Source organism: Rhizobium sp. BK456, assembly GCF_014194045.1.
In the GTDB taxonomy this organism is placed as follows: domain Bacteria; phylum Pseudomonadota; class Alphaproteobacteria; order Rhizobiales; family Rhizobiaceae; genus Rhizobium; species Rhizobium redzepovicii.
In genome coordinates this window covers 106566-126231 of sequence record NZ_JACIAO010000006.1, presented here as the reverse complement: position 1 = coordinate 126231, position 19666 = coordinate 106566, and the positions used below count along the sequence as shown (strand labels likewise).

The following is a 19666-nucleotide window of genomic DNA, read 5'->3' as shown; positions in this document are numbered from 1 at the left end:
AATCTTGAGGTCCTAGCCTCCGGCGGTCGAGAAAGCCTAGATCTGACCCGCGAGGAAGAAATGACCGCCGAAAATACCGCGATGCCGAAGCTGCTCGGGCTCTACGAGACCCATCTGACCGTTGCCAATCTCCAAACCTCCACGGACTTCTACCGCGATATCGTCGGGCTCGAACCGCCGGCCTCCTTCGAGGAGCGCAAAGTCGCTTTCCTCTGGGTGGACGACCGGAAGACCGGCATGCTCGGCCTTTGGGAAGCCGGACCGGACCGCTGAACATGCGGCTGCACATCGCCTTCCGCATGACCGCCGACGGGGTGCTGCAGGCGCCCGCCCGCCTCAAGGAAAAGGGGGTGGAGCCTCTTGGCTTCACCGGTGAGCCAGCGACGGAGCCGGTGGTTCTCGGCTGGATGCCGGCGTTGTCTATCTATTTCAAGGATCCCGACGGACACTCCATCGAGTTCATCAGCATCCTCGACGACACTCCGGACCCAAGCTTTGGCGTGCGGCCGTTTTCCGAATGGCAGGCGAAAGCCTAAAGCGCGTCGCATCAAACTTGATTCATGCGACGCGCTTTAGCTCTTGTTTTGATGCATGTCGTTATTCGGGAACCACTGCACACTTCCCGGCGACATGCATTAATCGCTCATCCGCCAAAGCGGCCACCCGTGAAGGCAATTGCGCGATCCGCCGATTTTCTGTATTTCCGCCCCCATGACCGACAGCCTGACACACACCAGCCCGTTCCTCGTGGCCGCACTCTACCATTTCGTATCCGTGCCGCGCTTTGAGAGCCTGCAAGGCCCGCTGCAGGCGCTTTGCGAGGAGAGCGGCGTCAAGGGAACTCTGCTTCTGGCACATGAGGGCATCAACGGCACGATCGCCGGCCCGGCTGCCGGTGTTGCCGCCGTGCTCTCCTTTCTGCGGACCCAGCCGGAATTCTTGGGTCTGGAGCATAAGGAAAGCCGCGCCTCGAAAATGCCTTTCCTGCGCATGAAGGTTAAGCTGAAGAAAGAGATCGTTACCATGGGCGTCGAGGATATCGACCCCAACAAAGTGGTTGGCACCTATGTGGCGCCTCAGGACTGGAACGCACTGATTTCCGATCCCGATACGATCGTCATCGACACCCGCAACGATTACGAGACGGCAATCGGCACCTTTCGCGGCGCGCTCGACCCGAAGACGAAAACCTTCCGCCAATTTCCCGATTGGGTGCGCAACAATTCCGGCCTGCACAACAAGCCCAAGATCGCCATGTACTGCACCGGCGGCATACGCTGCGAGAAGGCCACCGCCTTCATGAAGGCCGAGGGCTTCGACGAAGTTTATCATTTGAAGGGCGGCATCCTGAAATATCTCGAAGAAGTGCCGCAGGAGGAAAGCCTCTGGGACGGCGCCTGCTTCGTTTTCGACGAGCGCGTCTCCGTCGAGCACGGGCTGAAGGAAGGCGAACACCGGCTATGCCATGCTTGCCGCAACCCGATCACCGCGGAAGAAATCACCTCGGCGCTCTACGAGGAAGGCGTTTCCTGCAGCCATTGCTACCACACCCGCACCGAAGAGGATCGGCTGCGCTACCGTCAGCGGCAGCACCAGATCGCCCTCGCCAGGAAACGCGGCCAGCGGCATATCGGCAGCTGAGTCAGTATCCTTTCCGGATCAGCCGCGTGTTAGGAAAATCTCCCAGCGCCCTTCAGGCTGAGCCGAGACGGCGCCGGCCTTCCGGTTCGGCTGTATGCCGCGCGTGCAGCATCTCGGTGATCAGATCGGCGGTCATCGGTTTTCCGAACAGATAACCCTGCAGGCAATCGCAGCCGAACAGGCGCATGGCGATTGCCTGCTCCTCGGTCTCGATGCCCTCGGCGGTCACCGGAATGTCGAGAGAGCGGGCAAGCGCCACGGTCGCCTGCAGCATCTCGCGCTGGCGCTTGTCCTCATTGACCCCCATGACCAGCGAGCGGTCGATCTTGATGCGGTCGAAGCCGAACTGCCTGAGGTAACCGATTGACGAGAAGCCGGAGCCGAAATCGTCGAGCGCCACCTTGACCCCCAGCGCCTTCAGCCGTTCGATCGACTGGCGGGTGCGCTGCGGATTCTGGATCATGTAGCCTTCGGTGATCTCGAGCGTGATGCGGGCGGCCTCGACCTCCGTCTGCTTCAACACGTAGCGCACATAATCGGCAAAAGCGGGATTGCGGAACTGGCCAGGGGAGACGTTGACCGAAACGTTGAGTTCCGGCCATTGCTTGGCTGTTTCGCAGGCCTTGCGCAGTACGAACAGGCCGAGCGATTCGATGAGGCCGCTCGTCTCGGCGATCGGGATGAACACCTCGGGCGAGATAGGGCCATGACCCGGACGGTTCCAGCGCACCAGCGCCTCGACGCCGGTCGGCGCATACGAGGCCGCATCGATCAGCGGCTGGTAGGCGAGCGTTAGATCACCGCTTTCGATGGCCATCCTGAGGTCGAGTTCCAGCGCATTGCGCTGCTCCCGGTCGGCATCCATCGACGGATCGTAAAGCGTCATGCGCGCACGGCCGGCTTCCTTCGCCTTGTACATGGCAAGGTCGGAGCGGCGCACCAGCTCCTCCCGGCCGATGGTGCCGGCGGGCGACATGGCGATGCCAATGCTGGCCCCGACAACAACGACGCGGCGACCGATCTCCAGCGGCTCGACCAGAAAATCAAGGATCTGCTCGGCAAGTTGCAGGGCCGCGGCATTCTCGCCATCCGAGAGAAAGGCGATCGCAAATTCATCGCCGCCGATGCGAGCAAGAACCGCGCCTTGCGGAATAAGCACGTCGAGACCGGCCGCGACCGCGCGAATCAACTGATCGCCGGTGCCGTGGCCATAACTGTCATTGACTTCCTTGAAGCCGTCGAGGTCGAGATAGAGGAGCAGCACGTTGCGTTTGGTCTGGCGCGCCTCGACGACGAAACGGTCGACGGCAAGCCCAAGACCGTCGCGATTGGAAAGGCCGCTCAGCCGGTCGCGCAGCGTCTCCTCGCGGGCGCTGTTTTCATCGGCCTTCAGCCGGCGGCCGGTGAACCAGCCGATGACCAGCAGCACCACGAAGAACAGCCCGACAAGGCCGAGCGCCTGCAGGACCATCGGTCGCACCTGTGCGTAGCCGACATCACCCGGCGAACGCGAGGTCCAGACAAGCTTTTGAAGCGTTGCCCCCGTCGGATCGACGATCGGCACAAAATAATCGGCCTCGAAGCTCGCCGGCGCCAGCCTCAGCCCACCGATGACATAGGTCTGGCCGAGCGCGGTCACCCGGTCATTGTCGAGATGGCGGGCGAAGACGAGATAGCGATGCTGGCCGGCAGGCGCATCCAGCGCACCGGATTTTTTCCGCACCAGGGCGACGCCGACAGCAGCAACACCGCGTTTGGTGGTGACGAAGCCGACTGCCTGGGGAGTCCCGGCCGGGTCGGCCGCCTTGGCCGCGTCGAACAGGGTCCAGAGCGACGGCGCGAAGAAATCCGCAAGCGGATCCTCCATCGGCTTGCCGTCGCGATAGGCCATGATCGGCTTCTTCCCGTCATCGATGACAATCGCCATGTCAAAAAGCGAGCTGTTGACCGACATCTCGCCGTAATTGCTCACCGTCCAGGCCATGCCGTCTGGCGAATAGACGTTGACGGCGGCATCGTCCCAGGCGGCGTAATCGTCGAGCGTCGCGCCGAGCTGGTCCTCGAAAGTCTTCAACGCCCCGATCGTCGTTTCGCGCGAGCGCTCGTCATCGAGGAGATTGGCATTTTCGGCCACGCGCTCGAGCGCCGTCAGCACCATGACGGTGACGATTGCAACGATGACGGCAAAGGAGAAAAGCACCCCCGTAACGGTGATGTGACGGCCTACTCCCAAACCCTTGCTCTGCGACTTTCCGGCTGTCTGCATCACGGCTCCCTGACCGTCTGACTTTGCCAGCCAAGAGTTCAAAAACGTTTAAGCAACCAACTGTTGAAGATTTGCGAGGGCCTATTTCTTTGCCTGCCGATGCGGAAAATGAGAGAAACAAGGTCAGCTGTCCCACAAACCCGCCTTGTGATTGCCCTTCGGGAATTGTGCTGCGAGTTCGCGATACCACTTGCCGCTCTTCTTCACCGTGCGCAACTGGGTCTGATAATCGACATGGACGAGGCCGAAACGCATGCGGTAACCTTCCGCCCATTCGAAATTATCCATCAGGCTCCAGGCGAAATAGCCGCGCATGGGATAACCGTCCTTGATGAGGCCTGCCACGACATCGAGATGGTCGCCGAGATAATCGAGACGCACGGTATCGTCGACTTCGCCGTCGACGATACCGGTGTTGTCGCAGGCGCCGTTCTCGGTGATGTAGCATTCCGGCAGTTCGTAGCGACGGTAAAGGTCCTCGACCAGCAGCTTCAATCCCGGCGTATAGATTTCCCAACCGATATCGGTTTTGACGTCGCTTGCCGGCGGCGCTTTCACCGTCCAGGGGAAATCACCGTTGCGTTCGGCATCGTCGGTGACGCGCTGGGGCGTGTAGTAATTCAGACCCCACCAGTTGAGTTTCTGGCTGATCAGCATCATGTCGCCGTCCTCGATGACAGGCATGCGCTCACCGAGCGCCTCGACGAATTCCTTCGGATATTCACCCTTGAAGACGGGATCAAAGAAGGCCCCGTTGTGGAACTGATGCGCGCGTTCGGCGGCGGCAAGATCGGCCGGGCTCTCGGAGCCGGGGATGATCGAGGCGGCGTTGAGCACGAGCCCGACGGGCACCGCAGGGGCTTCCGAGCGGATCGCCTCGACGCCGAGACCGTGGGCAAGGTTCATGTAGTGCATGGCGTGAAGGGCGGCCTGCATATTGCGCTCGCCCGGCGCATGGATGCCATAGAGGTGGCTCAGCCAGACGATGCACCACGGCTCATTGAAGGTCGCGACGGCGTCGAGACGATCGCCAAGCCGGTTCATCACCGTCTTGGCGTAGCGCTGAAAGGCATAGGCGGTCGAGCGCGCCGTCCAGCCGCCGTCGCCGGCCAGCAGCAGCGGCAGGTCCCAGTGATAGAGCGTGGCAAAGGTCCTGATCCCGCGCGCCTTGCAGCCGTCGACCAGCCGGTCGTAGAAATCGAGCCCGGCCTCGTTCACCGCACCCGTGCCGTCGGGGATGATGCGGGGCCAGGCGATCGAGAAGCGGTAGGCTTCGACACCCATATCCTTGATAAGATCGAGATCCTGCTCCAGCCGGTTATAGTGGTCGCAGGCGATGTCGCCATTATCGCGATTAGAAACTCGGCCGGGCATATTGCAGAAAGCATCCCAGATGGATGGCTTGCGCCCGTCGGCCTTACCAGCACCTTCGATCTGGAAGGCGGCGGTGGCGACGCCGAAGGTGAAATCGCCGGGAAGGCGGCTTGCAAGCGTCTTCGCATCGATCATCTGTAAATCCCATTTCTCAGCGTGTGAATGGATCGTCCGGGCTCGGATTTAGCCAAGCCGGAAAGCAAAGTACAGGCCGGGGAGTGGAAAAACTGCAACGTTACAGGAGACACACAAACAGGCGGCGACTGCCCTCATAACGCGAATGTCACCAGTCGTGACTTGATGTCGGGCCGGCGATCGCGGACACCGCCAAGTCATCGCAAACAAGACATCGCAAAACATGAAAGGAATCCGATGCTGTCTTCGATCCATCTGTTGCAGCCCCATCTGCTGAGCCTGCTGCGCATCGTCTCGTCACTTGTGCTGTTCAGCTACGGAACGCAGAAGATTCTGCATTTTCCGGCCGCTGCCAGCGTGCCGCCCGCAGGCTCGCTCTCGTGGATTGCCGGGCTGATCGAACTCACCCTAGGCTTCCTGGTTCTGGTCGGATTCCAGACCCGAATCGCAGCCTTCGTGCTCTCGGGCCTGATGGCTTTCGCCTATTTCATCGGGCATGCCTCGAAGGGCATCTACCCTGCACAGAACGGCGGCGTCGCGGCGATCCTGTTCTGCTTCGTCTTTCTGTATCTGGTGGCGGCAGGCGCCGGACCGCTCAGCGTTGACAACCTGCTGAAGCGCGGCCGTACCGCTGCTGCCTGATCACTATAAACAAAACGCCGAGGCGACTTTTAAGCCCACCTCGGCGTTTTTCATTGGGCGATGCGGATCGGTAAGGTCAGACCTTGACCCATGCGCCGTTCTTCTTCGAGGACGCGACGCAAGCCTCGACGAAGGCCACCCCCTTCACGCCGTCATCGACGGTGGGATAGACCACCGCCTTGTCGACGGTCTTGCCCTTCTTACGGGCATTGATCGCATGCGCGGCTTCCGTGTAAATCGTCGCAAAGGCCTCGAGATAACCCTCCGGATGTCCAGATGGCACGCGCGTGACGCGGCCGGCAGCCGCGCCCGAACCGGCGCCGCCCCGGGTGATCAGCCGTTTCGGCTCGCCGAATGGCGTGTACCAGAGATAGTTCGGATCCTTCTGGGTCCATTCCAGGCCGCCCTTGCTGCCGTAGACGCGCACCATCAGGCCGTTCTCATGGCCGGGCGCCACCTGGCTGCACCAGAGCATGCCCTTAGCCGGCTTCTCCGAACCCTTTGCCTTGAAGCGCAGCATGACATGGGCATTGTCATCCAGCCGGCGGCCGGGGACAAAGCTGTCGAGATCGGCAGCGAGGCTGTCGAGTTCCAGTCCGGATATGAAGGCGGCGAGATTATAGGCATGGGTGCCGATATCGCCTGTCGAGCCACCGACGCCGGATTGTGCCGGATCGGTGCGCCAGGCGGCTTGCTTCTGGCCGGTCTGTTCAACCGCCTCGGTCAGCCAGTCCTGCGGATATTCAGCCTGGACGACCCTGATATCGCCGAGTTCACCGTTGGCGATCATCTCGCGTGCCTGGCGGACCATCGGATAACCGGTGTAATTATGCGTCAGCACGAAGAGCGCGCCGCTGTCGTCGGCGATCTTCTTCAGCTTCTTCGCATCGGAAAGGTTCGATGTCAGCGGCTTGTCGCAGATGACATGGATGCCGCGCTTCAGGAATTCCTTGGCGGCGTCGTAATGCACATGGTTCGGCGTGACGATCGCTACCGCCTCGATGCCGTTCTTCAGCTTCGCCTCGCGGATCGCCATCTCGCGGTAGCTGGAATAGGTCCGCGACGGATCGAGGCCGAGATCGCGGCCCGACTGAACCGCCTTTTCAGGCGTCGACGACAGCGCGCCGGCGATGAGATCGTACTGATCGTCGATGCGCGCCGCGATCCGGTGCACCGCACCGATGAACGCGCCGGCGCCGCCGCCAACCATGCCGAGCCGGATGCGCGGCTCACGGGTCTGTTCGGATGATGCTTCGATTGCCATTCTTGTCCTCCTGGAATTTAACTTGGTGCGGATGCGCCCCTCATCCGGCTGCCGCCACCTTTGCCTGGGTCGAGCCACGGGTCTCGACCCGTCTTTCAGACCCCCGCCAGCGGGAAGAAGGGATATGTCGCGCCGCCTCCGTCCCACTCCAACATCTCGTGGGGCAGGTCCCCTCTCCCGTCATAACGGGGAGAGGGTTAGGGTGAGGGGCAGCCAGTCCTCGCGGCACGCCTTGTGTCTCAGAGTCCCAGCATCCGCCGATTGGCCGCCTGATCCGTGCCGCTGCCGGCGAAATCGTCGAAGGCTTTCTCGGTGACGCGGATGATATGGGCGGCAACGAATTCGGCCCCTTCGCGAGCGCCGTCTTCCGGATGTTTCAGCGCGCATTCCCATTCGACCACGGCCCAGCCGTCGAAATTATTGGCCGTCATCTTCGAGAACACCGCGCCGAAATCAACCTGGCCGTCGCCGAGCGAGCGGAAGCGGCCGGCCCGTTCCACCCAGCCCTGATAGCCGCCGTAGACGCCCTGGCGTCCGGTCGGGTTGAACTCCGCATCCTTGACGTGGAACATCTTGATGCGGTCCTTGTAGATGTCGATGTTGTCCAGATAATCGAGGCACTGCAGGACGTAGTGCGAGGGATCGTAGAGCATGTTGGCGCGCGGATGGTTCTTCACGCGCTCCAGGAACATCTCGAAGGTGATGCCGTCATGCAGGTCTTCACCCGGATGGATCTCGTAGCAGACGTCGATGCCGTTTTCGTCGGCATGGTTGAGAATCGGCGTCCAGCGGCGGGCAAGTTCGTCGAAGGCGGTTTCGACCAGGCCGGCGGGACGCTGCGGCCAGGGATAGATGAACGGCCAGGCGAGCGCGCCGGAAAAGGTCGCATGCGCCTTCAGGCCGAGGTTCTTCGATGCCGTCAGCGCCATCTTGACCTGCTCGACCGCCCATTCCTGACGGGCCTTGGGATTGCCGCGCACCTCAGGAGCAGCAAACCCGTCGAAGGCTTCGTCATAGGCCGGATGAACGGCGACGAGCTGACCCTGCAGATGGGTGGAGAGTTCGGTGATCTCGATGCCGTTTTCGCGGGCCTTGCCGGCGAATTCGTCGCAATAATCCTTGGAGGTCGCAGCCTTCTTCAGATCGATCAACTGGCTCGCCCAGGTCGGCACCTGGACGCCTTTGTAACCGATGTCGGCCGCCCATTTGGTGATCGCGTCCCAGGAATTGAAAGGCGCGGCATCGCCCGCGAACTGGCCAAGGAAAAGGCCGGGGCCCTTGATCGTCTTCATGTCAGATTCCTCCCTGAATATCGACCGTAAACGTTTCTGAAGTGTTGTAGCACGCAATTTGGCGGGCGCAAGGCGCCTCCTCGCCCTCAGCTCGCGTTTTGGCGCAAGGCCGGATGCGATACGGCTGCGAGCTAATCATGCTGGGCTTTGGCGGGCAAGAGGTACGTGCAGCATTTTCAGCTGCGTACGTATATGGAAGCATAAAATGCGCCCATCCTTTCGAATGGGCGCATGTCGCCGGCCGATGGATCAGAACGGAGAATCCGGGAAGTAGAAGTCCTTGGCATTGTCCTTGGTGACGAGAGTCGCGTCGAGGATGTAGCTGCCGTGAACCGGGACCTGATCGTAGAGGGCGGCCGCCGTCAGTTCCATGGCCGTGCCGACCATTGCCGGCGGATAGAGAACGTCGACCGGGATCATCTTGTCGCCGTCCATGACCTTCTTGACCATGTCCTTGGAGCCGGCGCCGGCGACGACATATTTGATGTCGGTGCGCTTGGCCTGCTCGATGGCCTGCAGAACGCCGACGGCCATGTCGTCGTCCTGGCACCAGACGACGTCGATCTTCTGATACTTGGTCAGGTAGTCCTGCATGACCTTGAAGGCATCGTCGCGGTTCCAGTTGCCGTACTGGCGGTCGAGAACCTTGACCTTCGATCCGGCAATGCCCTTGTCGAAGCCGTCCTGGCGCTGCTGGTCGATCGGGATCGGCAGACCGCGGATAATGACGACTTCGGCATCCGGCGTGGTGTCCTTGATGTACTTGCCGGCGACTTCGCCGAGCGCCGGATTGTTGCCGGCGACATAGAGGTCGCGCACGGAGTTGTCGTTGCTCGACGGCGCGCGGTCGACGAGAGCGACGAACTTGCCCTTGCCCTTGACTTCCTTGATGGCGTTGACGAGCGGATCCGGATCCGACGGCAGGATGACCAGGGCGTCGATGCCCTGCGTGTCGAGATCCTGCACGGCATTTGCCTGGCTGGCAGCGTCCGGCGAGGTCTTGACGATGACGTTGAGACCGGGATGTTCGGCCATCAGCAGCTTGGCGACACGTTCGGCATGGAAGACCACGCCCGACGTCCAGCCGTGGTCGGCGGCCGGAATGGACACACCGATCGTGAATTTCTTATCCTCGGCGTGAGCGGCGCCGGCGAACGTCACCGCCGCAACCGCCAGGCCCAACATCAATTTACGCATGCCATTTCCTCCCAATAATTTCAGGGTCTTTTCCATATCGGGACCGGACGCCCTGTAAGTCCGGTCAATCCTGAGCCCGATCAATGCAAACCGGGGCAATTCATGATTTGCGCACCAGCGAGCGCTGCACGAACATGGCGATGATGATGATCGCACCCTGGATGGCGCCGATCAGATACTCGCTGATGAAATTCGAAAGCAGCATGATGTTGCCGACGAGTTCGAGAATGAAGGCGCCGCAGATCGTGCCCCAGACCCGACCGGCGCCGCCCTTCAGCGCCGTGCCGCCGACCACGACCGCCGTGATCGCCTGCAGCTCCCACAGGATGCCTGTCGTCGCCGAGGTCGAGCCGAGACGGGGAACATAGAGCAGCACGGCAATGGCGACGCACAGGCCCTGGATAACGAAGGCGATCGTCCGCACACGATTGACCGCGATGCCGGAATAACGGGCGACATCGCTGTTCGACCCGACAGCGACGACATGGCGCCCGTAGCGGGTGCGGTAGAGAATGAAGGCCGCAACCGCCGTCACCGCCAGGATCACCACGATCGGGATCGGCACTCCGGCGATGGTGCCGAAATAAGCGGGACGATAGAGCGTCTGGATATCGGCGGAGCGAAGCGTGATCGCGCCGCCCTGCGACAGCCATGTCGTCAGGCCGCGATAGATGCCCATCGTGCCGAGCGTCGCGATGAAGGGTTCGATCTTGCCCACCGTGGTGATCAGGCCATTCGCCAGGCCGCAAAGCGCGCCGGCGACCAGCGTGAAGACGACTGCGACCGTCAGCATCAGAGCGGGGTTTTCGATGGCGCCAGAGTTCATCAGCAGGATCATCAGGCTGGCGACGAAGGCCACCATCGAACCCACCGACAGGTCGAGATCACCGGCCGAGATCACGAAAGTCGCGCCGACCGCGATGATGGCGATGAAGGCGCTGCGCGTCGCGACATTGGCAAGATTCGTGATGCCGATAAAATTGGGATTGACCAGGGCTCCGACGATCAGAAGCAGCGCCAGGGCGACGAAAGGCGCGACCGCACGCAGATCGACATCCCGCCAGGATCGGCGCCGGATTTCCCTGGTCTCCTCGTTGACACTCATTTCCAAAACCAACCTCCCGCCCCATTCTTTCTGGGCATCTTATCTGTCCGCTGCGGCGCTCAGGCCGCCGCTTTCCTCTTCAGCCCGGCGGCATAACGCATGATCTCCTGCTCGGAGATCTCGTCCCCTTCGAGTACGCCGACGATATGCCCTTCGCGCATCACCACGACCCGCGTGCAAAGCCCGATGACCTCGGGCATCTCCGACGAGACGATGATGATCGACCGGCCGTCCCGGGCCAGCGCCGAGATGAAATGATAGATCTGCTGCTTGGTGCCGACATCGATGCCGCGCGTCGGCTCGTCGATGATGATGATGTCGGGCTCGGTCTCCATGACCTTGGCCAGCAGCAGCTTCTGCTGGTTTCCGCCGGACATCCGGCCGGCGACGATATTGCCGTCGCGAACCCGGATGTCGAAGCGCCGCTTGGCCTTTGCCATCGCGGCCGCTTCGCTGCCGGGGCTGAGATACCCTCGGCGAGAATGCCTTCCGAGCGATTGCAGCGTCAGATTGGTGACCATGCCGGAACGCAGCAGCAGGCCCTTCGACTTGCGATCCTTGGTCATATAGGCGAGGCCGCAGCGATTGGCGGCATGCACGTCGCCGGAGGGAACGGCGGCCCCTTTGATCACCACCTCGCCCTCGAGACGGGTCCGCAACCCGGCGATCGCTTCCATCAGCTCGGTGCGGCCGGAGCCGATCATGCCGGAAAAACCGATGATCTCGCCCTTGCGCACCTCGAAACTCGCATCTTTGACATAACCCGTCGACACCGAGGCGACGCTCAAGACGATCTCCTCGTCGACATCCGGCTCGACCTTGGCGGGATAAAGGCTGGAAAGTTCGCGACCGACCATCAGCTGCGCAATCGATTCCCCGTCCAGAATGGATGTCGGCGACGTCTTGATCCATTGGCCGTCGCGCAGCACCGTGACACGATCGGTCAATTCCATCACTTCATCGAGCTTATGCGAAACGAAGACGAAGCTGGTGCCCTGATCGCGCAGCTTGCGGACCTGCTTGAACAGCATATTGGTCTCTTCCCGCGACAAGACTGCGGTCGGCTCATCCATGAACACGACCCGCGCGTCGCGGCTGATGGCCTTGGCGATTTCGACCATCTGCTTGTCGGCGATGGACAGCGTGCTGATCAGCGCATTTTCATCGACATGCGAACCGAGCACATCGAGAACTTTGCGTGTCTCCGAGCGCATATATTTGCGGTCGAGCACGCCGAAGCGTGTGACTTCGCGTCCGAGGAAGAGGCTCTCCGTCACGGTCAGATGTTCGGCGAGGTTGAATTCCTGGTGAATGATGACGATGCCGAGCGCCTCGGCGGCGCCATTCGGCGGCAGAACGACGGGCTTGCCGTCAAGCAGGATCTCACCGGAACTCGGCTGCTCGAAACCGGACAACACCTTGACGAGCGTGGATTTGCCGGCGCCGTTTTCACCCATCAACGCATGGATTTCGCCGGCGCGGAGATCGAAATTGACGCTGAAAAGCACCTGCACGCCGCTGAAGGATTTGCATATACGCCTGGCGGACAGCACCACGGGTGCGGTGTCGGCGATCTCCACGGTCATTATGCCCTCCCCCAAGAGCGCCTTGCATCCGGCAGAACCTGCCGGCGCCGCTCCATCACCTTGAACTAGCGCACATTCCCATTCTGAAAACCGCTTGCTGTTTTCGGGTGCTGTGCGCTGCGGCTCCCGTCCGCATTGAAGTTTATGTAAACCTTTACATCTGGCATGTAAAGGTTTACATGGTGGATTTACGCAGATCCGTTGAAGCCTGCCTTTGACCTGTCGACAAGTCTGTGTAGTGTCGCGGCGAAGACAGCCCAAGGCAGAGCTCAGTGTCGAATTCCACACCCGCAACAATCGAAGACGTCGCCCGGATCGCCGAGGTCTCCATCGCGACGGTGTCCCGGGCGATCCATATGCCGGAGAAGGTCGCCAACTCCACCAGACTCAAGGTCAACCAGGCGATCGCCGTCACCGGCTATACCACCAATGCCATGGCCCGCAGCCTGAGGCTCGGCCGTTCCAACATGATCCTCGTGGTGGCGCCCGACATCGGCGACCCCAATTTCTCCAACATTCTCGTCGGGCTGGAAAACGAGGCGCGCGCGCATGGCTACGGTATCCTGATCGGCCACACGCAGAACGACGCCCAGCGCGGGCTCGAATATCTCAAATTCTTGAATTCCAACCAAGCTGCCGGGCTGATCCTGTTCACCGGCATCCTGCCCTTCGGGCATCAGACGATGACGGCGCGGCTGCCGCCGAGTGTCGGTGTTTTCGAGCCCGTCTTCAACGGCGGTATTCCCTATGTCGGCGTCGACGATACCGAGGGGGCGCGAAAGGCGGTGGACCTGCTATTGGCCGAAGGTCATCGCAAGATCGCCTTCATCGGTGATTCCCGCACCCGGCTTGCCTATATCAGGCGCCGCATGGGCTACGATGCCGGTCTCGATGCCGCCGGCATCCCGCCCGATCTGAGGATCGTGCTCGAAGGCGACGGCACGATCGAAAGCGGCCGGCATGCTGTGGAGCAGCTTTTCATGCGCGACACGCTTCCCACCGCTTTCATGTGCGTGAACGATCAGACGGCGATCGGCGTCATGGTCGGCCTCGGCGCGCGAGGTTATGACATTCCAAGGGACTTCTCGGTGACCGGTTTCGACGACGTGCCGCAGGCCGTCTTCATATCCCCGCCGCTGACGACCATCCGCCAGCCGCGAACGGCAATCGGCAAACAGGCGATGGCGCTGCTGCTGGAGCTCTTGTCCGATGGCCGGCCGACCGAGACGGAAATCCTGCTGCGGCCGGATCTGGTGGTTCGAAACTCCGTCTCCGCACCATCGCGCAACTGGTTGAAGCGCTGAACAGAGATATAGCCGGCGACAAAAAATTGCGCCGGCGGCCGATGACCGCCGGCACGCGTGATCAGACGTAACGGTTGACGACGTTTTCGAGCAGTTCCTGCTTGCCGGATCTCGGCTGCGGGTTGACGTCCTTGGTCTCGACCCAGTTCGTGATCTCATCCAGCGAATATTCGCCGCGGAAGAGCTTCTGCGCTTCAGCCGTTTCCCAGCCGGCATAACGATCGGCGAGCGGCTGTGACAGAGCCTTGTCCTCGATCATCCTGGCGGCGGCCTTCAGGCCGCGGGCGCAGCAATCCATGCCGCCGATATGACCGATCAGCAAATCCGCCGGGTCGAGCGACTGGCGGCGAAGCTTCGAGTCGAAGTTGGTGCCGCCGGTCTTGAAGCCGCCGCCTGCCAGAACGTGGTAGTAGGCAAGCGCCATTTCGGGAACATTGTTCGGGAACTGGTCGGTATCCCAGCCGGACTGGTAGTCGTTGCGGTTCATGTCGATCGAGCCGAAGATGCCAAGCGCATTGGCAAGCGCCAGCTCGTGCTCGAAGGAGTGGCCGGCCAGGATCGCATGGCCTTGCTCGATATTGAGCTTCACCTCGTTTTCGAGGCCGTGCTTCTTGAGGAAGCCGTAGACGGTCGCGACGTCGTAATCATACTGGTGCTTCGTCGGCTCCTGCGGCTTCGGCTCGATCAGGATCGTGCCCTTGTAGCCGATCTTGTGCTTGTATTCGACGACGAGGTTGAGGAAGCGCCCGAGCTGGTCGAGCTCCCGCTTGAGATCGGTGTTGAGCAGCGTCTCGTAACCTTCGCGGCCGCCCCAGAGCACATAGTTCTCACCGCCGAGCTTCTGCGTCGCGTCGATGCACGTCTTCACGGTCGCCGCTGCGAAAGCGAAGACATCGGGATCGGGGTTGGTCGCCGCGCCCGACATATAGCGGCGGTTGGAGAAGAGGTTCGCCGTGCCCCAGAGCAGCTTGGTGCCGGTCGCGGCCTGCTTTTCGGCGAAGTAGTCGACGATCTCATTGAGGTTTTTGGTGTTCTCGGCGAAATTTCTGCCCTCTGGACGCACGTCGGCATCATGGAAGCAGTAGTAGGGCGAGCCAAGCAGCGAGAAGAATTCGAAGGCGACGTCGGCCTTGAGCTTGGCGGCCTTCATCGTGTCCTCGAACCAGGGACGCAGGAAGGTCTGGCCGCCGAAGGGATCGCCGCCCGGCCAGGTGAAGGTGTGCCAATAGGCCACCGCAAAGCGCAAATGGTCTTCCATGCGCTTGCCCATGACGATTTCATCAGGCTGGTAGTAGCGGAAGGCCAGCGGATTGGTGCTGTCGGGGCCTTCGTATTTTACTTTCTGGATATCGCCGAAAAATCCGGTGCTCATCTTGGTCTCCTTGGGGTTCGTAATTCAGTCTTATCGGTTGTGCCATCCGGCCCCTCATCCGAGCCTTCTCCCCACGTGCGAAGGGAACTGAGGCGCCGCCGCGAATCTCTTCTCCCAGCGGGGAGAAGGTGCCGGCAGGCGGATGAGGGGCCGCCGGCCAGTTCTCAATGCGCCAGCGACTTGATCGCCGGATAGAGTGCGCGATAGCGCCTATAGGCATCCTCGTAAGCGCCGCTCAGCGCCGACACCGGCTCGATCGTGCCTGATGTCACCGGCGGCGTGCAGACGGCAATCGGATCGGCACCCGTCGCAGCAATCAGGCCGAGGCGCGCGGCGCCGAAGGCCGCGCCGAAATCGCCATCGGCGGGCAGGTCGACCGGGACGCCGAGCGCAGTCGCGATCGACGCCAGCCAGTAATGCGAGCGCGAACCGCCGCCGATCGCCGTGACGCGGGAGATGCCGGTGCCGGCCGAACGCAGCGCTTCGAGATTGTCGCGGATGGCAAAGGCCACGCCTTCGAGCACCGCCTGGGTGAGAACGGCACGACTGCTTTCATGTTCGAGGCCGATGAAGGCGCCGCGGATGACGGCATCATTGTGCGGCGTGCGCTCGCCGGAAAGATAGGGCAGGAAGGTGACGCCGGTCGGCGCCTTCAGCGTCTCGCCGAGTTCGCCAGTGAGATCGGCCGCCGACTTGCCGGTCACCCCGGAATGCCAGTTGAGCGCATCGGTGGCCGAGAGGATGACGCCCATCTGGTGCCAGGTGTTCGGCAGCGCGTGGCAGAAGGCATGCACAGCACTTTCCGGCTTCGGCAGATAGGAGCCGTTGGCGGCAAAAAGCACACCTGACGTGCCGAGCGAAACGAAGGCAGCGCCATCGCTGACCGTGCCCATGCCGCAGGCCGAGGCGGCATTATCGCCGGCGCCGCCGGCCACGACGACATTGCCGGATATGCCCCATTGCGCCGCAAGTTCTGCCCGCAACTGACCAGCTTGCTCGGTGCCTTCGATGAGCGCCGGCATCTGCTCCTCGGAAAGATCGGTGGCAGCGAGCAAGTCGGACGACCAGGCGCGTTTGCCGGTGTCGAGCCAGGAGGTGCCGGCCGAATCCGACATTTCGGAGATATAGTCGCCGGTCAGCCAAAGGCGCAGATAGTCCTTCGGCAAGAGCACCTTGGCGACCTTCGCGAAAACCTCAGGCTCATGCTTCCTGACCCAGGCGAGTTTCGGCGCCGTGAAGCCGGGGAAGACGATGTTGCCGGTCAGCGCGCGGAAGCGCGGATCGGCATCGAGGGCTACAGCCTCGACGTGGCTGCGCGTGTCGTTCCAGAGGATGCAGGGGCGAAGCACCTTGTCGGCGGCATCGATGAGCGTCGCCCCGTGCATCTGGCCGGAAAGGCCGATGCCCTTGACCGTGGCAAGCTCTTTCGGATGTTTCGCCTTCAGGCCGGCGACGGCCTCTTCGGTGGCACGCACCCAGTGGGACGGCTCCTGCTCCGACCAGCCGGAATGCGGGCGCGAGACGTCGAGCGAACCATCGGCCGAGCCGACGATCTTCTGATCGCCGTCGATCAGCATCGCCTTGACGCCGGAGGTTCCGAGATCGAGACCGAGATACATGGGGTATTCTCCTTTGCCGTTACGGCAGATTGTCCTTCAGGAATATGTCGAGGCGGATGCGCTCCTGCGCTGCGATGACGGCAAGGCCGTCCGCTTTGGCTTTCAATATGCGGATGGCGCTGCGCACTTCATGGCCGGCGTCCTGGTTGAGGATCGCATCGATCGTGTTGTCGATGAGCGCTGCGCGCGTATGTGCGGTCAGTTCGTGGGCAACCACGGTCAGCGTCCGGTCGGCAGCCTTCTCCTTCAGCGCCCGAATGAGGCCGCGATTGCCGGCGCCGAGGCTGTAGATGCCGACGATGCCGGCATTCCCGAGTGCATCGGCAACCAGCCTGTGGGCGACCTCGGGGTCGTCGCGGCCTTCGAGAACCGGCAGGATCGCAAGATCGGGAAATTCTTCAGCCATCACAGCGGCAAAACCTTCCAGCCGCTCGCGATGGTCGCGCACCAGCATGGAGCCGGCGAGCACGGCGATCTCACCCTTTCGCGGCCCGAGAAAGCGGCCGAGCAGACGCGCCGCCGTCCGGCCGGCCGCGATATTGTCGACGCCGGCATAATGATGGCGAAGCGACCCGGTGAGATCGGAAACCAGGGTGACGATGGGAAAGCGCTCGCGCACCAGTCTGTCGACGACGGCGCGCACCTCAGGCGCATCGGTCGCGACCATCGCGATGCCGCAAGGCTTTTCCCGGGAAAGCCCTTCGAGCACGGAGACCAGGGCGGCCGGATCGAAGGCCGGCACCTCAATGATGCGGATATCGGTGCGCTCGGCCGGCGAGCGCAGAACCGCCTGCCGGATCTCGGCATTCAGCCCATGCATGAAGGAATTGTCGCTGGCGGGCAGGATGAAGACCAGCGGATAGGTGCGCCCCTTGGCAAGATTTGCGGCGGCCACGTCCCTGATATAACCGAGGTCGCGGATTGCGGTCTCGACCTTCTCCCGCGTGACGTGACGCACGCCCGGGCGCTGGTTGAGAACCCGGTCGACAGTCGCAAGGCTGACCCCGGCGGCGGCGGCGATATCGTGAACTGTTGGCCTCATCATTCCTCCTGACGAGACCATTAGCGCCAAATTTGATGTACGTAAATCAAAAAATCGAACAGGCCGATTGGCGCACAGTTTTTCCCGCCGGCCGTCTGCTTGGGACCAAGCCGACCGAGGATTACATGCTGATGACATAAGGGCTGGAAAACGGCAAATAAAAAGGTCCTCCGGAGAGGACCTTTCCATGGGGCGGCAGGCCGGAGGTCAGTGGCCGCCACCGCCTCCCCCACCTTGCGGTGCGGGTTTCTTGATCATCGCGACACCGAAGATCATCGCAACGAAAAGCGCGGTCAGGATCAGGAACACGTCGCTGAAGGACAGGATCACCGCCTGCTTGGTGGCAAGGCCGACCATCTGCTTGATCGCAACCGAGGCGCCATCCATGCCGTATGTGTTGAAATTGGCGGTCATATTGTTCATCTGGTCGATCGCCGCCGGATTGCCCCAGTCCATATTTTCCCGCAGGCGCTCGTAATGCACGTCCTGCCGGTTGGTGAGCACGGTGTTGATCACAGCAAGGCCGACGGCGCCGCCGAGGTTTCTGGTCAGGTTGAACAGGCCGGATGCGCCGCGGATGCGCGAGGGCGGCATCGTGCCGAGCGCGATGTTGTTGATCGGCACCATGCACATCATCAGCCCGAAACCGCGCAGGATCTGCGGGATGAACAGTTCGTAAAAGTCCCAATCCGCCGTCAGGTGGATCATGATGTATGTGCCGGCGGCAAAGCTGATGAAACCGATCACCATCATCAGGCGCAGGTCCATCTTCGTCGACAGCCGGCCGGCGATCGGTGCGGTGAAGAACATCGCAAGCCCGGAGACGAACATCGTCTGGCCGATCATCAGCGAATCATAGCCGCGGATGCGGCCGAGATAGACCGGGTAAATATAGGTGAGACCATAGAGGCCGATACCCATGACGAAGGAGAAGATCGAGCCGAAGGAGAAATTCCGGTTCGCAAAGGCCTTGAGATCGACGACGGGGAACTCCACCGTGAAGGCGCGATAGAAGAAGATGATGGCTCCAACGCCCGAGGCGACGGCGGCAATTGCGATGGAACTGTCGTTGAACCAGTCGTTCGAATTGCCCTCTTCGAGCACATATTCCATCGTGCCCAGGAAGATGCCCATCGAGATCAGTCCCCACCAGTCGAACTTCTTGAAGAGCGACAGTTCCGGCTTGTCGAAATCGATGAAGTTCCAGGTGACGATCGTAACGATGATGCCGGGAACGATATTGACGAGGAACAGCCAGTGCCAGGAGAAAGCGTGGCTAAGATAACCGCCGACCGTCGGGCCGATGGTCGGCGCCAGTGTCGCGATCAGGCCGATGATCGGCGAAACGATGCTGCGCTTCGACGCCGGGAAGATGGTGAAGGCGGCCGCGAACACCGACGGGATCATGCCGCCGCCGATGAAGCCTTGAATGGCGCGGTAGACGATCATCTGGTCGATATTGGTCGCCGTCGCGGCGAGCGCGCTCGCCATGGTGAAACCGGCGGCCGAGATCGCGAAAAGATAACGCGTCGAAATGATCCGCGCCAGCGTGCCCGAAAGCGGGATCATGATCACCTCAGCGATCAGATAGGCCGTCTGCACCCAGCCGACTTCGTCGCTGCCGGCCGAAAGGCCAGCCTGGATTTCGGCGAGCGAGGCCGAGACGATCTGAATGTCGAGGATCGACATGAACATGCCGAGCACCATCGCGAAGAAGGCGATGAGCTTCCTCGGATCCATGCGCTCGTCGGCGTGGGCAGGCGCTGCCGGAATCGTTCCCGCTGTTGCTGTCGCGCTTCCGGCCATCGGAGAACCTCCGCCTTGTCT

Annotated in this window: 14 protein-coding genes and 1 pseudogene; 4 read left to right on the top strand and 11 right to left on the bottom strand. The window is 61.7% G+C overall.

Going from position 1 to position 19666, the window contains the following annotated elements:
- The first annotated feature begins 60 nt into the window (after positions 1-60).
- Together FHX03_RS18415 and FHX03_RS18410 are read left to right on the top strand one after the other, a co-directional pair.
- Positions 61-536: pseudogene (locus FHX03_RS18415) on the top strand (VOC family protein).
- A gap of 175 nt (positions 537-711) precedes the next feature.
- Positions 712-1641, top strand: a complete 930-nt coding sequence (locus tag FHX03_RS18410) for a rhodanese-related sulfurtransferase (RefSeq protein WP_183854902.1) — start codon at positions 712-714, stop codon at positions 1639-1641.
- Positions 1642-1693: 52 nt separating this feature from the next.
- Here the strand turns inward: FHX03_RS18410 and FHX03_RS18405 are convergent, their stop codons facing one another.
- Complete coding sequence (locus tag FHX03_RS18405; protein WP_183854900.1) at positions 1694-3907, bottom strand: putative bifunctional diguanylate cyclase/phosphodiesterase; 2214 nt, start codon at positions 3905-3907, stop codon at positions 1694-1696.
- A gap of 123 nt (positions 3908-4030) precedes the next feature.
- Positions 4031-5416, bottom strand: coding sequence for a GH1 family beta-glucosidase (locus FHX03_RS18400; RefSeq protein ID WP_183854898.1), 1386 nt, complete (start codon positions 5414-5416; stop codon positions 4031-4033).
- A 237-nt stretch (positions 5417-5653) separates the two neighbouring features.
- Here FHX03_RS18400 and FHX03_RS18395 point away from each other — a divergent pair, with 237 nt between their 5' ends.
- Entirely contained in the window at positions 5654-6058 is a 405-nt protein-coding gene (locus FHX03_RS18395; RefSeq protein WP_097628688.1) for a DoxX family protein, read from the top strand.
- Positions 6059-6134: 76 nt separating this feature from the next.
- Here the strand turns inward: FHX03_RS18395 and FHX03_RS18390 are convergent, their stop codons facing one another.
- The 5 genes from FHX03_RS18390 to FHX03_RS18370 all read right to left on the bottom strand — a co-directional run bounded on the left by FHX03_RS18390 (position 6135) and on the right by FHX03_RS18370 (position 12502).
- Positions 6135-7322: a Gfo/Idh/MocA family protein gene (locus FHX03_RS18390; protein ID WP_097628687.1), complete on the bottom strand. Its 1188-nt coding sequence runs from the start codon at positions 7320-7322 to the stop codon at positions 6135-6137.
- 239 nt (positions 7323-7561) lie between these two features.
- A complete protein-coding gene (locus FHX03_RS18385; RefSeq protein ID WP_003566650.1) occupies positions 7562-8614 on the bottom strand; it encodes a sugar phosphate isomerase/epimerase family protein in 1053 nt (350 codons plus the stop codon).
- Positions 8615-8863: 249 nt separating this feature from the next.
- On the bottom strand, positions 8864-9811 hold the full coding sequence (locus tag FHX03_RS18380; protein ID WP_003590207.1) for a substrate-binding domain-containing protein: 948 nt from the start codon (positions 9809-9811) through the stop codon (positions 8864-8866).
- 100 nt (positions 9812-9911) lie between these two features.
- Positions 9912-10916, bottom strand: a complete 1005-nt coding sequence (locus tag FHX03_RS18375) for an ABC transporter permease (protein ID WP_003590206.1) — start codon at positions 10914-10916, stop codon at positions 9912-9914.
- A 59-nt stretch (positions 10917-10975) separates the two neighbouring features.
- The gene (locus tag FHX03_RS18370) at positions 10976-12502 is read right to left on the bottom strand and encodes a sugar ABC transporter ATP-binding protein (protein WP_097628686.1); all 1527 of its coding nucleotides are present in this window, start codon (positions 12500-12502) and stop codon (positions 10976-10978) included.
- A gap of 272 nt (positions 12503-12774) precedes the next feature.
- On the opposite strand from FHX03_RS18370, the gene FHX03_RS18365 reads away from it, so the two are divergent.
- Positions 12775-13806: a LacI family DNA-binding transcriptional regulator gene (locus FHX03_RS18365; RefSeq protein ID WP_097628685.1), complete on the top strand. Its 1032-nt coding sequence runs from the start codon at positions 12775-12777 to the stop codon at positions 13804-13806.
- A 61-nt stretch (positions 13807-13867) separates the two neighbouring features.
- On the opposite strand, the gene xylA is transcribed toward FHX03_RS18365, so the two are convergent.
- The 4 genes from xylA to FHX03_RS18345 form a co-directional block, all read right to left on the bottom strand.
- Complete coding sequence (xylA, locus tag FHX03_RS18360; RefSeq protein ID WP_097628684.1) at positions 13868-15178, bottom strand: xylose isomerase; 1311 nt, start codon at positions 15176-15178, stop codon at positions 13868-13870.
- 164 nt (positions 15179-15342) lie between these two features.
- Positions 15343-16797, bottom strand: coding sequence for a xylulokinase (gene xylB, locus FHX03_RS18355; RefSeq protein WP_183778577.1), 1455 nt, complete (start codon positions 16795-16797; stop codon positions 15343-15345).
- A 19-nt stretch (positions 16798-16816) separates the two neighbouring features.
- Positions 16817-17839, bottom strand: coding sequence for a LacI family DNA-binding transcriptional regulator (locus FHX03_RS18350; RefSeq protein ID WP_097628682.1), 1023 nt, complete (start codon positions 17837-17839; stop codon positions 16817-16819).
- Between the two features lie 207 nt (positions 17840-18046).
- Positions 18047-19645 (bottom strand): DHA2 family efflux MFS transporter permease subunit, encoded by a 1599-nt coding sequence (locus FHX03_RS18345; RefSeq protein WP_097628681.1) that lies wholly within the window; start codon positions 19643-19645, stop codon positions 18047-18049.
- Positions 19646-19666: the final 21 nt, after the last annotated feature.

Coding starts and splice junctions, on each gene's coding strand:
- FHX03_RS18410 (WP_183854902.1), top strand. CDS start 712: ATGACCGACAGCCTGACACACACCAGCCCGTTCCTCGTGGCCGCACTC.
- FHX03_RS18405 (WP_183854900.1), bottom strand. CDS start 3,907: ATGCAGACAGCCGGAAAGTCGCAGAGCAAGGGTTTGGGAGTAGGCCGT.
- FHX03_RS18400 (WP_183854898.1), bottom strand. CDS start 5,416: ATGATCGATGCGAAGACGCTTGCAAGCCGCCTTCCCGGCGATTTCACC.
- FHX03_RS18395 (WP_097628688.1), top strand. CDS start 5,654: ATGCTGTCTTCGATCCATCTGTTGCAGCCCCATCTGCTGAGCCTGCTG.
- FHX03_RS18390 (WP_097628687.1), bottom strand. CDS start 7,322: ATGGCAATCGAAGCATCATCCGAACAGACCCGTGAGCCGCGCATCCGG.
- FHX03_RS18385 (WP_003566650.1), bottom strand. CDS start 8,614: ATGAAGACGATCAAGGGCCCCGGCCTTTTCCTTGGCCAGTTCGCGGGC.
- FHX03_RS18380 (WP_003590207.1), bottom strand. CDS start 9,811: ATGCGTAAATTGATGTTGGGCCTGGCGGTTGCGGCGGTGACGTTCGCC.
- FHX03_RS18375 (WP_003590206.1), bottom strand. CDS start 10,916: ATGAGTGTCAACGAGGAGACCAGGGAAATCCGGCGCCGATCCTGGCGG.
- FHX03_RS18370 (WP_097628686.1), bottom strand. CDS start 12,502: ATGACCGTGGAGATCGCCGACACCGCACCCGTGGTGCTGTCCGCCAGG.
- xylA (WP_097628684.1), bottom strand. CDS start 15,178: ATGAGCACCGGATTTTTCGGCGATATCCAGAAAGTAAAATACGAAGGC.
- xylB (WP_183778577.1), bottom strand. CDS start 16,797: ATGTATCTCGGTCTCGATCTCGGAACCTCCGGCGTCAAGGCGATGCTG.
- FHX03_RS18350 (WP_097628682.1), bottom strand. CDS start 17,839: ATGAGGCCAACAGTTCACGATATCGCCGCCGCCGCCGGGGTCAGCCTT.
- FHX03_RS18345 (WP_097628681.1), bottom strand. CDS start 19,645: ATGGCCGGAAGCGCGACAGCAACAGCGGGAACGATTCCGGCAGCGCCT.